Source organism: Ensifer sp. KUDG1 (genome assembly GCF_050434285.1).
GTDB lineage: Bacteria > Pseudomonadota > Alphaproteobacteria > Rhizobiales > Rhizobiaceae > Ensifer.
Genome location: NZ_JBNDIG010000016.1, coordinates 60134 through 73034 on the forward strand (window position 1 = coordinate 60134; position 12901 = coordinate 73034).

General features: G+C 65.0%; 13 protein-coding genes. 3 read left to right on the forward strand and 10 right to left on the reverse strand.

Annotated features, from left to right (window positions below; translation table 11 throughout):
* Nucleotides 1–17 precede the first annotated feature (17 nt).
* On the reverse strand, nt 18–929 hold the full coding sequence (kdgD, locus tag M2267_RS28820; protein ID WP_429119333.1) for a 5-dehydro-4-deoxyglucarate dehydratase: 912 nt from the start codon (nt 927–929) through the stop codon (nt 18–20).
* Nucleotides 930–1217: 288 nt separating this feature from the next.
* On the opposite strand from kdgD, the gene M2267_RS28825 reads away from it, so the two are divergent.
* Entirely contained in the window at nt 1218–2006 is a 789-nt protein-coding gene (locus tag M2267_RS28825) for an NAD-dependent epimerase/dehydratase family protein (protein WP_429119334.1), read from the forward strand.
* Between the two features lie 108 nt (nt 2007–2114).
* Entirely contained in the window at nt 2115–2852 is a 738-nt protein-coding gene (locus M2267_RS28830) for a FadR/GntR family transcriptional regulator (RefSeq protein WP_043614941.1), read from the forward strand.
* A 21-nt stretch (nt 2853–2873) separates the two neighbouring features.
* Here M2267_RS28830 and M2267_RS28835 read toward each other — a convergent pair whose 3' ends face one another.
* The 5 genes from M2267_RS28835 to pcaD form a co-directional block, all read right to left on the reverse strand.
* Nucleotides 2874–3929: a 3-carboxy-cis,cis-muconate cycloisomerase gene (locus tag M2267_RS28835; protein WP_429119335.1), complete on the reverse strand. Its 1056-nt coding sequence runs from the start codon at nt 3927–3929 to the stop codon at nt 2874–2876.
* A 105-nt stretch (nt 3930–4034) separates the two neighbouring features.
* Nucleotides 4035–4649: a protocatechuate 3,4-dioxygenase subunit alpha gene (gene pcaG, locus M2267_RS28840; protein WP_429119336.1), complete on the reverse strand. Its 615-nt coding sequence runs from the start codon at nt 4647–4649 to the stop codon at nt 4035–4037.
* Complete coding sequence (pcaH, locus tag M2267_RS28845) at nt 4649–5398, reverse strand: protocatechuate 3,4-dioxygenase subunit beta (protein ID WP_429119337.1); 750 nt, start codon at nt 5396–5398, stop codon at nt 4649–4651. The genes pcaG and pcaH overlap by 1 nt, the downstream gene beginning before the upstream one ends.
* Before the next feature lie 12 nt (nt 5399–5410).
* Nucleotides 5411–5815, reverse strand: a complete 405-nt coding sequence (gene pcaC / locus M2267_RS28850) for a 4-carboxymuconolactone decarboxylase (protein WP_034801802.1) — start codon at nt 5813–5815, stop codon at nt 5411–5413.
* Nucleotides 5808–6620: a 3-oxoadipate enol-lactonase gene (pcaD, locus tag M2267_RS28855; protein ID WP_429119338.1), complete on the reverse strand. Its 813-nt coding sequence runs from the start codon at nt 6618–6620 to the stop codon at nt 5808–5810. Before pcaD ends, pcaC begins: the two co-directional genes overlap by 8 nt.
* Nucleotides 6621–6713: 93 nt before the next feature.
* On the opposite strand from pcaD, the gene pcaQ reads away from it, so the two are divergent.
* Nucleotides 6714–7640, forward strand: coding sequence for a pca operon transcription factor PcaQ (pcaQ, locus tag M2267_RS28860; RefSeq protein WP_429119339.1), 927 nt, complete (start codon nt 6714–6716; stop codon nt 7638–7640).
* Nucleotides 7641–7722: 82 nt separating this feature from the next.
* Here pcaQ and M2267_RS28865 read toward each other — a convergent pair whose 3' ends face one another.
* The 4 genes from M2267_RS28865 to M2267_RS28880 are packed head-to-tail and all read right to left on the reverse strand — an operon-like array spanning nt 7723 to nt 12879.
* Entirely contained in the window at nt 7723–9408 is a 1686-nt protein-coding gene (locus M2267_RS28865; RefSeq protein ID WP_429119340.1) for a Na/Pi cotransporter family protein, read from the reverse strand.
* Between the two features lie 26 nt (nt 9409–9434).
* Nucleotides 9435–10040, reverse strand: a complete 606-nt coding sequence (locus M2267_RS28870; protein WP_077963034.1) for a histidine phosphatase family protein — start codon at nt 10038–10040, stop codon at nt 9435–9437.
* A complete protein-coding gene (locus M2267_RS28875) occupies nt 10037–11137 on the reverse strand; it encodes an ABC transporter ATP-binding protein (protein WP_429119341.1) in 1101 nt (366 codons plus the stop codon). Before M2267_RS28875 ends, M2267_RS28870 begins: the two co-directional genes overlap by 4 nt.
* Nucleotides 11134–12879 carry an ABC transporter permease gene (locus tag M2267_RS28880; RefSeq protein ID WP_429119342.1) on the reverse strand — a complete coding sequence of 582 codons (1746 nt, stop codon included), beginning with the start codon at nt 12877–12879 and terminating at the stop codon, nt 11134–11136. Before M2267_RS28880 ends, M2267_RS28875 begins: the two co-directional genes overlap by 4 nt.
* Between the last annotated feature and the right edge of the window lie 22 nt (nt 12880–12901).

Here is a 12901-nt window from a genome sequence, read left to right on the forward strand (position 1 = left end):
CTATCCTCGCAATACGCTCATTTCCGACGCTTGTTCGCACCGATGAGCGCGTCGAGCATGGCGACTTCCTCCTCGGTCAGGTCTTTCAGCGGCGCACGCACCGGACCGGCATCAAAACCCTGCAGCCGCACGCCGGCCTTGATCGCCGACACCGCATAGCCCTTGGCGCGGTTGCGGATCGCCATGAACGGATAGAAGAACTCGTTGAGGATGCGCTCGCAGGTGGCGCGCTCGCCGGCGCGAAGGGCTGAATAGAATTCGTTGGCAAGGCCCGGCACGAAGTTGAAGACGGCCGAGGAATAGGTGGTGAAGCCGGCACCGAGATAGGCCTCGGCAAACAGTTCCGCCGTCGGCATGCCGCCGAGATACATCAGCCGGTCGCCCATCTTGGCGGTGACCTGGCGCACCAGCCCGATATCGCCGGTGCCATCCTTGAAGCCGATCAGGTTCGGGCATTCGTCGCAGAGCCGCGCCAGCGTATCGGCCTGCAGCACCGCGTTGTCGCGGTTATAGACCATGACGCCGATGCCGACCGACTGGCAGATCGTCTTCACATGGGCATAAAGCCCCTCCTGCGGCGCATCGATCAGGTAGTGCGGCAGAAGCAGGATTCCGTCGGCGCCGACGCGCTCGACCGAGCGGGCGATGTCGACCGCCATCTCGGTGCCATAGCCGCAGCCCGATACGATCGCCGTGTCGCCGGAAACATCCTTGGCCGCCCGGACGATGCCGGGGATCTCGTCCGGCTTCAGCGAAAAGAACTCGCCGGTGCCGCCGGCGGCAAACAGCACCGGCGCCTTGTAGCCGGCCAGCCACTCGACATGCGCCCGGTAGCTGTCGGGCGCAAAACGACCCTCCGCATCGAAATGCGTCACCGGGAACGAAAGCAGGCCCGATCCAAGTGCGGCCTTGATTTGCTCAGGGGTCATAACGTGCGGGCCCTCCCTCAAACTCGACAAGACCTACTAAGCAAGTCATCACACGCATGTCAATATGTCATAATACAAGTCATCATATGAGATATCGAGATTTCCCTCGACCGCTGACCGAACAAGAACTGGGTTGAAGCCCAAAGCCGCGCGGCTCTCAAACGAACGAGCGAACACCTGCCCCGATGAACGTTGCAATATAGATATATTATATGTTAGCGGTCATCATATGACATGCAGGTTAGCACTCGCGGATAGCGTTGGCGCCAGCATGAGGGAGGACAGGCGATGGAACGACTTCTGATCACCGGCGCAGCGGGCCAGTTGGGCCGCGTCATGCGCCAAATGCTGGCCCCGATGGCAAGGACGATCCGCCTGTCAGACCGCGCACCGCTCGATCCGCCGGGTGAAAACGAGGAATGCGTTCAGTGCGACCTGGCAGACCGCGGCGCCGTCGACGAGCTTGTCGCCGGCTGTGACGCGATCGTGCATCTGGGCGGCATCTCGGTCGAACGCCCCTTCTCGGAAATCCTCGACGGCAACATTCTCGGCCTCTACAATCTCTATGAGGCGGCGCGCGCCAACAACAGGCCGCGTATCCTCTTTGCCAGCACCAACCACACGATCGGCTACTATCCGCAAGGCGAACGGCTCGGCCCGAACGCGCCCTATCGGCCCGACGGGCTCTACGGCGTATCGAAGTGCTTCGGCGAAGCGCTGGCGCGCATGTATTTTGAGAAGTTCGGCCAGGAGACCGCTCAGGTCCGCATCGGCTCCTGCCTGCCCGAGCCCGTCAACTACCGCATGCTCTCCACCTGGCTTTCCCATCAAGACTTCGTATCGCTCGTCGAGGCCGTCTTCCGTGTGCCGGTTCTCGGTTGCCCGGTCATCTGGGGCGCATCGGCCAACGACGCCGGCTGGTGGGACAATTCGCATGTTTCCTGGCTCGGCTGGCGCCCGAAGGACAATGCCGAGGTGTTCCGTCAGAAGATCGCTGAAAACACCCCCAAACCGCAGCCAGGGGATAGTCTCGTGCGTTATCAGGGCGGCGCCTTCGTCGATGATCCGATTTATTGAGATATCGCCCCTGGTTCCGGCGCATTGCAGCCAGCCATGGATTGCGCCCTCGATCGGCAATGGCGTATCCAGACACACAACATCCAAGTCGCAGAAACGGCCAAACCCATGAGCAACGTCACCGCCCCCGACACACCCGCCCCTCAAGGCAAGACGCTGGTGGCCAAGGTGACGGACGCCCTCAGCGGCCAGATCGGCACCGGGCATTACAAGCCGGGGGACCGCCTGCCTTCGGAAGCGCAACTGACCCAGGAATTCGGTGTGAGCCGCACTGTCGTGCGCGAAGCGATCGCGGCGCTGCGCTCCGGCGGGCTTGTCGAGGCGCGGCACGGTATCGGTGTCTTCGTGCTGGAGCCTGCGCCTTCGACCCCGCTGCCGTTCCACGGAATCGATCTTGCGCGCGTCTCTTCGCTGATCGAAATGCTGGAACTGAGGACCGCCGTCGAGGGCGACGCCGCAGCGCTTGCCGCCCTTCGCCGTTCGCCGGCCCAGGAAGAAAAGATCGCCGAAGCCTTCGACAGCTTCTGCGCAAGTGCAGCGGAGGGACGGCCAACGGCGGAGGCCGATTTCAACTTCCATCTGGCAATCGCCCAGGCGACCAACAACCCGCGCTTCAGCGAGTTCCTCCAGATGCTGGGCACGGCGCTCATCCCCCGACGCGCGGTTTCAGAGAGCGGCGAGGAAACCGTTCTGGCGTCGGCTGAACTGTCGCGATTGATCGCGGAGCACGAGGCCATCCTCATCGCCATCCAGGATGGAGACGAAGACGGGGCACGCAGCGCCATGCGCCAGCACTTGAAAAACAGCCAGGTACGCTATCGCTCGATGTTGCGCGCGGCCCGCTGAAGGAACCGGCCGCGAGCCCGCTCAGGCGCGGCCGAGCCTGCGTATGTTGCCGACGAGTTCGCCAGCCAGACGAAGCGCCGCCGCCGTCGCACCGGCCATCTGCGGCATGATCAGCCATTCCAGCGTCCAGGCGGCGCCGGAGCGTTCCTGTTCGTGGACCAGCGCATGGTGCATGCCGGAAAGCTGGGTCGCGTTGAACCGGGCGAGCGCCACCAGAACCTCGGCGGCCACCGGGTTCTGCTTGTGCGGCATGGCCGACGAGCCGCCGCCGCCCGCAAGTTCGATCTCGTCGCCCTGCTGCGCCATCAAGGCGACGTCCTGACCGAACTTGCCGAGGCTGCCTGTGATCAGTGACAGCGCATTGGCGAAATCCGCCACCTCCGAGCGCTGGCTGTGCCATTGCGGAAAGTCGGCAAGGTCGAGCTCTTCGGCAAGCGTCGCGCGCACATCGTCTGCGCGGTCCCCGAGCTTCTCCAGCGTGCCGGCGGCACCGCCGAACTGAACGGCGAAGAGATCGCGGTCCATGGCTTCCAGCCGGTCCTTGTGATCGAGCAGCGGCTCGATCCAGCTGCGCAGCCGGTCCGACACCGTGATCGGGATCGCCGCCTGCATGCGGGTGCGCCCCATCAGTGTGTGCTCGCCCCATTCGTTGTCGCACTCCTCGAGCACCGTGACGACGCTGCCGAGCCGGACGGCGAAAAGCTCGGCGACCGCCTTCATCCGCAGCATCAGGCTGGTGTCGATGACATCCTGGCTGGTGGCGCCATAATGCACGTGGTCCGCCGCCTCGCCGCCGACGATCGCCCGCAACTGCCGCACGAGTTCCGGAACCACCACCCCATCGGCCGCCACCGCCCGCCGCAGCGCGCTGACATCGGGCGAAAAGGCGCGGCAGGCCTCGGTGATCCGGTCGGCGGCCTTAGCCGGGATGATGCCGTGCACCGCCTCGGCCCGCGCAAGCGCCGCCTCGAAGGCGAGCATCGCATGGATATCGGCGGAGGCCGAGAACTCGGCGGCAACCGCCTCATCCCCCAGCAACCCGGAGAGATAAGGGTGGTCGAAGGCGGAATAGGTCATGATTTCCCCGTTTCTGGTCGCGGATGCGGCTCGCCGAACGAAATGCCACCTGCTGCCCGGAATGCCGCCCATCAGGCACTCCATGTCCAGGCGTGACATTCCTGTTCAGATGTCGAGGAAGACCGTTTCCTTCTCACCTTGCAGGTGAATGTCGAAGACATAATTAGGCGCCGTTCCGGTCGCGACAAGCGTGGCGACGCGATGGCGATGCTCGATGCGCGCAAGCAGCGGGTCGGCGGCGTTGGCTTCCGCCTCGTCCGGGAAATACATGCGGGTGTGAAGCCCCACATTGATGCCACGCGCGACGATCCAGAAGGTGATATGCGGTGCCATCTGCCGGTCGTGGCTGTAGGGAACCTGCCCAGGCTTGATCGTCTCGAAGGAAAAGACCCCCTCGTCTGCACCGGTTGAACAGCGCCCCCAGCCGGTGAAGTTGGCGTCCGCAGAACCGCGTATCTCGGTCGGCGAATTGTAGAGCCCGGCGGCGTCCGCCTGCCAGATCTCCACGAGCGCGTCCTTCAGCGGCGCGCCGGCGCCGTCGATCACCCGTCCGGTGACGGTGATGCGCTCGCCACGCGTCTCGCCGTTCACCATCCGCGATCCGAGGTCGGCCTCGTAGACGCCGCCAATGCCGCAGAAGTTCGGGGTGAGGCCAATATGCACATAGGGACCGGCCGTCTGCGAGGGCGTCTCCTTGAGGTAGCCGAGTTGCTGAACCATCAGTTGCCCTCCAGCCGGTTCTCGAACAGTGTCGAGCGGCGTCCCCGCAGCACGATATCGAACTTGTAGGCCCGTGCGTCGAAGGGAATGGTGTTTGCCCAGTCGAGCGGGGCGATCAATTGTTCGACCGCCTGGCGGTCCGGGATGGTGTTGACGATCGGACACTTCCAGATCATCGGATCGCCCTCGAAGTACATCTGGGTGATCAGCCGCTGCGCGAAGCCGTGGCCGAAGACCGAGAAATGGATATGCGCCGGGCGCCAGTCGTTGACGCCGTTCGGCCAGGGATAGGGACCGGGCTTGATCGTGCGGAAAGCATAGCCCCCCTCCGCATCGGTGATCGTGCGGCCGCAACCGCCGAAATTCGGATCGAGCGGCGCGAGATAGCTTTCCTTCTTGTGGCGATAGCGGCCGCCGGCATTGGCCTGCCAGAATTCGAGCAGCGCCCCGGGCACGGCGCGGCCGCGCTCGTCGAGCACCCGGCCATGCACGATGATGCGCTCGCCAATGGCGCTCTCGCCCGGCTTGGCAAAGTTGTGGATGAGGTCGTTGTCGAGTTCGCCGATGATCGAGTGCCCGAAGACCGGGCCGGTGATTTCCGAAATCGTGCCGTCGAGCGAAAGCAGCGCCTTCTGCGGCGAGCGCAGCACCGAGGTCTTGTAGCCCGGCGTCAGCGCCGGCGCATGCCATGCACGGTCGCGCGCGAAAAAGGCGCCCGTCTCCGGCTTTCCTTTGGTTCTGTCGGACATCGCTTCCTCCCGTCAGGCCGCCGTGCCGGCATCGATCTCGGCAAACACCTGCTTGGCGATCTTGATCGCGTGATTGGCCGCCGGCACGCCGGCATAGATTGCCACGTGCAGCAACGCCTCGCAGATATCCTCGCGGGTCGCGCCGGTGTTGGCGGTCGCCCGCACATGCATGGCGACCTCGTCGTCCTGGCCAAGGGCTGCGAGCAACGCGATCGTCACGATCGAGCGCTCGCGCTTCGTCCAGGTTGGCCGCGACCAGACATGCCCCCACGCCGCTTCGGTGATCAGTTCCTGGAAGGGGCGGTCGAATTCGGTGGAAACCGACTGCGTCCGATCCACGTGATTGTCGCCGAGCACCGCTCGGCGTGTGGCCATGCCCTGGCGATAGCGGTCGGAGGGCGCAGAAGCGTCACTCATGGGTCCTGTCTCCATGCATTGCAATTTCGAAGAAGGCGCGAAGCACCGCGGTCAAGGCTTCCGGGTTCTCGACGCAGGGAATGTGGCCGGCATCGCGGATGACTTCGTAGTGTGCGCCGGGAATGAGGCGGGCGGTGGCCAGCACCACATCCGGCGGCGTCGAGCCGTCCTGATCGCCGACAACGCAAAGCGTCGGCACGGCGATGCGCGCAGCCGCCTCGGTATAGTCGGCATCACGGATAGCGGCACAGGTGGCGACATAACCGGTCACCGGCTGACGGACGAGCATGTTGCGGTAGCCGGAAAGGGCAGTGTTTTCCGGGCGGCGAAAGGCGGGCGTGAACCAGCGCTCGAGCACGCTGTCGGCAATCGCCTCGATGCCCTTGTCCTCGACCGCTGCGATGCGCGCCGCCCAGCTCTCGGCCGTACCGATCTTGTGCGCCGTGTCGCAAAGGACGAGCGCCCGCACCAGATCCGCTCGCCGCTGGTAGAGCGACTGCGCAATCAGGCCGCCGACCGAAAGGCCGCAGATGATCGCCTGCTTGACCGAGAGCATGTCGAGCAGGCCGGCCAGGTCGTTGGCATGATCCTCGATCGCGTAAGGGGCCGGGCCGATATCCGAGAGACCGTGGCCGCGCTTGTCGTAGAGAACGATGGCGTAATCGCCGGCCAGCCGGACGATGACGTCGCGCCAGATGCGAAAGTCCGTGCCGAGCGAATTGGCGAAAACCAGCACCGGCCGGTCGCCGGTGGCGCCGATCACCTGATAGTGGATCGTGATGTCGTTGATGCGGGCAAACTGCACGGGCTCTCTCCTCCGCCACCAAATTGGATATTTAATCTGGTTAGGTAAAATGATATTTCATGGCATTTCATTAACTTGAGGGTTATGAATTCCATGATCGACGCCCGGGTCAAGTTTCGCCATCTGCAGACATTTGTCGAGGTCTCCCGGCAGAAGAGCGTGATGAAGGCGGCCGAGCTGCTGCATGTCAGCCAGCCGGCGGTGACCAAGACAATCCGCGAACTCGAAGAGGTGCTTGGCGTCGCCGTCTTCGAGCGCGACGGGCGCGGCATCAAGATAACCCGCTACGGCGAGGTCTTCCTGCGCCACGCCGGTGCGGCGCTGACGGCGCTTCGCCAGGGGCTCGATTCCGTCTCGCAGGAACGGTCCGGCGACGGCGTGCCGGTCCGCATCGGAGCGCTGCCGACGGTCTCGACGCGGATCATGCCGCACGCCATGACGCTGTTCCTCAAGGAAGACACCGGCGCCCGCATCAAGATCGTCACCGGCGAGAACGCAGTCCTCCTCGAGCAGCTGCGCGTCGGTGATCTCGATCTGGTCGTCGGGCGGCTTGCGGCACCGGAAAAGATGACCGGCTTTTCCTTCGAACATCTCTATTCGGAACAGGTGGTCTTTGCCGTCAGGGCCGGGCATCCGCTGCTTGCCGGTGCGCATTCGACGTTCGCGCGGCTTGCGGATTTCCCGGTGCTGATGCCGACGCGCGCCTCGATCATCCGTCCCTTCGTCGAGCGCTTCCTGATCACCAACGGCATCGCCAGTCTGCCGAACCAGATCGAGACGGTGTCGGACGCCTTCGGCCGCGCCTTCGTGCGGGCGAGCGATGCGATCTGGATCATCTCCGCCGGCGTCGTCGCCGCAGATGTCGACGATGGCACGATCGCGATCTTGCCGATCGACACCAGTGAAACGAAAGGTCCTGTTGGCCTGACCATGCGCGCCGACGCAGCGCCAACGCTCGCCCTCTCGCTTCTGATGCAGACCATTCGCGAGGCGGCGACGGCAGTCTCGGCCAAGCTCTAGGCGCGGGATCTACCGGCGCTGCGCGGCAGGCGACGGCGAACCCGTCGCCTATCGATCGAACCGGCCGACCACACGCTGGCCGTTATCTCGCAACGGCAACCGCTCCCACGTTCATAATCCGGCTGCTGCTTAACAGACCGGCCGCCTGCACCAGCGGATAGCCGGCGGCTGCGATATCGGAATTGATCCGGTGGAGGTCGCGCACCAGATCGATGAAGAGGGCATTGTCTCTCGCACCAGCCGCCGTCTCCACATGCTCGCCGCCGAGATGCCGCCGGACGATTTCGTCTTCGAGTTCGCGAAAACGGTCCTTTTGAGCCGCGAGCCGCGATGCGGCCGCAACATCCCTGGACGAGAGAGCCGCCGGCAGCAGTCTCAGCGACGCAACGATCACTTCGGAGAGCGCCTCGATCGCCGCGCGCTGGCTCGCCGAAAACTGGATGTCCTGTTTTATCTTTGCCCGAATGCGATCGGCGAGGCTCAGCTTGATGACGTCGCCCGCATGTTCGAGATTGCTCGCAAACAACATGATCTCATGGGCCCGGCTCGTCTCTCCGGCCGGCAAGCGGTCCTGTGTCAATTGCCCGAGATAGGCGTGCACCGAGGCCATGTAGTTGCCGAGCCGCGCATCCACGGGCAACAGTTCCTTCAGATTTTCGAGCCTGCCGGCCTGCAGCGACGTCAGCGCCATCCGGAACATGCGCTCCAGCAATTCGCTCATGCGGATCGTTTCGGTCGTCGCATTGCTGAGCGCGATTGCCGGCGTCTCCAGCGACATGCTGTCGAGATAACGCGGGGACGCCAGGGGATCGGCGGCGCTCGGCGCCTGTGGAACCAACCGCTCCACAAGGCTGACGACGAAGGATGACAGCGGCAGGAACACGGCGGCAACAAGCAGGTTGAAGGCAACGTGAAGGCCGACGGCGACGTGCAACGGATCCGTGGGCAGACGACCGGCAATGTCCACGATCTGCCGCGCGAGGGGCAGCAGCGACACGGCCAGGAGGCCGCGGCAGAAAAGATTGGCGATCGGAAGCTTGCGGGCGGATGGCGGTTGGTCGAGCGTGGCGCTGACCGCCGGAAGTCCGCCGCCGAAATTGATCCCGAGGATGAGCGGGACGGCGCCGGCGACTTCGAGGCTGCCGTTCATCAGGAGCGAGGCGACGAGCAGGATGACGGCAAGTGTCGAGTGGAACAGCCAGGCGAGCATCGCCCCGACGAGAAAACCCAGCACCGGTTCCGTTGCAACCGCTTGCAGGACGTCGTGGAAAAGCGTGGCTTCGCGAAGTGGCGCGGTCGCCGACACGATCACCTTCAGGGCCATCAGCATCAGGCCGAGGCCCATCAGGATGCGACCGGCGTTTCGCGGCCGGAATTCATCGGACACGCTGAACGCGACATAGCCGGTCAGGAGAAACAGCGGAGCGAGCACGCCCGCCAACGACGAGCCGGAGGCAAAGAGGCCGGAGACGAGCGCCGAGCCGATATCCGCCCCGAGCAGCACGGCCAGTCCGGTTTGCGCCGAGATTGCGCCTGCGCCGGCAAGCCCCGAAACGATCAGCGCCATCGCCGTGGCGCTGCCGAGCACGGCGGTTGCAAGAACCCCGCCACCGAAGGCGGCAAGCCGGTTCGACAGGCGCTCCTCGACAAAGCGCTGCAGCCGGTCGCCCCAACCGCGCATGACGCCGGTGCGCACCATGCGCACGCCCCATAGAAGCAGCGCCACACCACCCAGAAGTTCCAGGATAACCAATGTTCCGGAGTTCATCTCATGCCCCTCGCTCGCCGCAAGTATCAGTCGGCGACGAAATCGTCGGGTGCGACAGATCCGATGTTGTAGCCCTCCAGCTGCGCCGCCATGCTGCCGCGCCGCGGGAAATGCAGGATGGTCGCCGTCCCCGGCGTCACCGGGACGACGCGTGAGGGCGGAAGGTCGAGGAATTCGTGGCAGGCGGCGCGCACGACCCCGCCATGGGCAACGACGAGCAGGTCCCCTTCGGTGCGCGACATCCAGTCGTGCACACCTTCGGCCACGCGGCCGCGAAAGGCGCCCCAGGTTTCGCCGTTGGCCGGCGTGAAGGTGCCGGCGCGCCAGGCTGCATATTCTTCCGGCCGTTCGGCGATCAGGTCCGGCTTGCGCCGTCCCGTCCATTCGCCCATGTCCAATTCGCGGAAGCGCTCGTCAGTTGGCGCGTCCGGGTGACCGATGAGGGCGACCGTCTGCCGGGTGCGGCCGAGGTCCGAGGCAATGATGCGAACCGGCTTCAACGCCTTGGCGTAGGGGCGAAAACGCCTGACCTGCGCGACCCCCCGCTCGGACAGAAGCGAGTTGTCCTGTCCCTGAAGGCGTTGTTCGGCGTTCCACTGGGTCTCGCCGTGGCGCATGAGGATGAGCCTCATTGTTGGATCCTTTCTCCGGTGGCGGCGAAAACCGCATCGGGTGTGCGAATGAAGGAAAGGGGGATCGGCTCCCCCGGCGTGGCGGTGAAGTAGCTGTCGGCCATCGCAGTGATGCGCAGGTCGCCGACCATGGCGGTCACCATGGTTCGGCCCGCGATCGGGGCCGCTTCGGCAAAGCGGGCCGTAAGCGACGGCGCTCCGGCGACCGCGCCGACGCTCACGTCTTCGGCGCGGTAGAGCAATTGCGCATCGTCGCGGCCGGCGGCCAGGGAAGCCGGCGCGAGCACCATATCGCCGAAGACGAGACCGTCGCCGGCGCGGTGCACCGGTATAAGGTTTGCCGGCGGCGTGCCGAGGAAGGTCGCAACGAAGGTGGTCTGCGGGTTGCGCAGGAGATCGATCGGCTTACCGAACTGTTCGACGCGACCGTTGTTGAGCACGGCGACATGGGTCGCCATGGTCATCGCCTCGACCTGGTCGTGGGTGACATAGACCGACGTCGCCCCGGTCGCCCGGTGAATGCGCATCAGTTCGCTGCGCATCTCGATACGCAGCTTGGCGTCGAGGTTCGACAGCGGCTCGTCGAACAGGAGGATGCTCGGTTGCGGCGCGATCGTGCGGGCGATCGCCACGCGCTGCTGCTGGCCGCCGGAGATCTCGGCTGGATACCGTTCGGCCAGCATGTCGATGCCGAGAAGCGCAAGCACTTCCCGCACACGCTGCTCGCGCTTGTCGCGCGGCCATCTGGCGACCTTCAGCGGCCAGGCGATATTGCCGGCGACCGTCATGTGCGGCCAGAGCGCATAGCTCTGGAACACGAGCCCGGCGTTGCGCTTGCCGGCGTCGGCAATGACGCCGCCCGCGCCGCTCGACACGGTCTGCCCGACGAAGGCGATTTCGCCCTCGCTCGGGCTTTCAAGCCCGGCCAGCATGCGCAGAAGGGTCGACTTGCCGCAGCCCGAGGGGCCGACGAGCACGAGGAAGGACCCCGCTGGTACCGAGATGTTGACGTCCTTGACGGCGGTAAAGGCGCCAAAGCGTTTGACGAGACTGCGGATCTTGATGGCGTCCGCGGTGCCGGTTGCTAAGGCATTCATGGTGCTTTCCATTTCTGGACACGGTTCTGCAGGCTGTGGGCCACGAAGGAGGCAGCCAGGCAGACGACGAGGATGACGAGGGTGATGGCATTGGCGAACTGCATGAAGCCTTCCGCGGCATAGCGATAGGCGACCATGCTCAGCACCGGCGAGGTGGCGGTGAACAGCAGCACGACCAGCGAGAGGTCCCGCACCATCTTGACGAAGACGAGGATCGCGCCGGCAAAGAGGCCCCGGATCGCGAGCGGAAAGATGATCGCGAACAGGCGACGGATCAGTCCCGCGCCGGTCAGCCTTGCACTTTCCTCGATGTCGGCGGAGATCTGGCCGAGCACCGACCGCCCCGACTGCACGGCAAAGGGCAGATTGTGCGCCGATGCGGCAATGACCAGCAGCGCGAAGGTGCCGTAGAGCGAAGGCAGCGGCCCGATCGGCGCGCCGAAGAGCGCGATATAGGCGGCGGCAAAGGCGATGCTCGGCACCAGGAGCGGCAGGAAGGCGAGCTGGCTCAGCAGCGTCGCAAGCAGGCTGCCGCGGCGCTGCACGATGGTATAGGCGAGCGCCAGACCGAGCAGCATCGTGGTGAAGGCGACGACGAGCCCAAGACGGATCGTGTTCCAGATGGCGTCGATCAGCACCGGATTGCGAAAGATACCCGCCTGCCCCTGCGCCATCTCGCCGCCGCCTTCGCCGATCCAGAAATGCAGCGTCCAATTGGAGAACAGCGCGCCGCTTTGCGGTGCCAGGCTCGATGCGGCCAGCACGAGAACCGGCAGCACCGTGGTCAAAAGCCCGATGACGACGGCGATGGCAAAGAGTGGCCAGCGCCAGGCGCCGAGCGGGAAGCGCTTGGTCCGCCCGCCTTTGCCGGTCACAGTGATGAAGGCCTTGCGCCCGGAGACGATGCGATCGGAGAGCCACAGGAACAGCGCCGAGACCGCAATGAGCAACAGCGCAAGCACGAAGCCGCGTTCGTTCTGGCCCGTCTCGATCATGCCGAAGAGGCGCGTGGAAAGCGTCTGCATGCGCACCGGCAGGCCGAGCAAAGCGGGGGCTGCGAAATTGGCGACAGCCCCGGCGAAAGTCAGCGACGCAGCCGCAATCAGCGCCGGCGTGACGACCGGCAGGATGATGCCGAAGAAGATGCGCGGGCGCTTGGCGCCGGCCATCTGGCCTGCCTCGACGAGATCGGCGCCGACCGAGCTCAAGGCCGCGGCGATGATCGTATAGGCGAGCGAATAATAGTGCGCGATCAGCACGATCGCCGTCGGGATCAGGCCCCAGGCGAGCCAGTCGGGAATGGCAAGACCGCTGGTCTCGAAGAAGCCGGCCGAGCCGCCGAGACGCGAATTGCGAAACAGCGTGCCCCAGGCAAGGGCTGCGGCAAAGCTCGGGATCATGTAGGGCAGCGATGCCATCAGGCCGAGGAAACGGCGGCCCGGGACGTCCGTCAGCACCACCAGCCACGCAAGGAAGCCGCCGATGAGCAGGCAGCCGGCGCCGACGCTGAAGCCGAGGATCATGGTGTTGAGAAGCGGTCGCCACCAGAGATTGGCGGAGAGCGGGCTGGCAAGCACCGCCTTCCAGGCCGCGATGCCCTCGGGCGTCAGCGTCGTGAAGAGGATGCGCAAGAGCGGAGCGACGACCAGGATCGCGACGATGGCGACGAGAAGTGCCGGCAAGAGGAAGCCCGATCGGAGCAGCCGGCTGCCCGATGGTGCGGATATCGATAGGGATGTCATGTCAGGGCCTCGGCGTCTGTCG

Coding starts and splice junctions, on each gene's coding strand:
- kdgD (WP_429119333.1), bottom strand. CDS start 929: ATGACCCCTGAGCAAATCAAGGCCGCACTTGGATCGGGCCTGCTTTCG.
- M2267_RS28825 (WP_429119334.1), top strand. CDS start 1,218: ATGGAACGACTTCTGATCACCGGCGCAGCGGGCCAGTTGGGCCGCGTC.
- M2267_RS28830 (WP_043614941.1), top strand. CDS start 2,115: ATGAGCAACGTCACCGCCCCCGACACACCCGCCCCTCAAGGCAAGACG.
- M2267_RS28835 (WP_429119335.1), bottom strand. CDS start 3,929: ATGACCTATTCCGCCTTCGACCACCCTTATCTCTCCGGGTTGCTGGGG.
- pcaG (WP_429119336.1), bottom strand. CDS start 4,649: ATGGTTCAGCAACTCGGCTACCTCAAGGAGACGCCCTCGCAGACGGCC.
- pcaH (WP_429119337.1), bottom strand. CDS start 5,398: ATGTCCGACAGAACCAAAGGAAAGCCGGAGACGGGCGCCTTTTTCGCG.
- pcaC (WP_034801802.1), bottom strand. CDS start 5,815: ATGAGTGACGCTTCTGCGCCCTCCGACCGCTATCGCCAGGGCATGGCC.
- pcaQ (WP_429119339.1), top strand. CDS start 6,714: ATGATCGACGCCCGGGTCAAGTTTCGCCATCTGCAGACATTTGTCGAG.
- M2267_RS28865 (WP_429119340.1), bottom strand. CDS start 9,408: ATGAACTCCGGAACATTGGTTATCCTGGAACTTCTGGGTGGTGTGGCG.
- M2267_RS28870 (WP_077963034.1), bottom strand. CDS start 10,040: ATGAGGCTCATCCTCATGCGCCACGGCGAGACCCAGTGGAACGCCGAA.
- M2267_RS28875 (WP_429119341.1), bottom strand. CDS start 11,137: ATGAATGCCTTAGCAACCGGCACCGCGGACGCCATCAAGATCCGCAGT.
- M2267_RS28880 (WP_429119342.1), bottom strand. CDS start 12,879: ATGACATCCCTATCGATATCCGCACCATCGGGCAGCCGGCTGCTCCGA.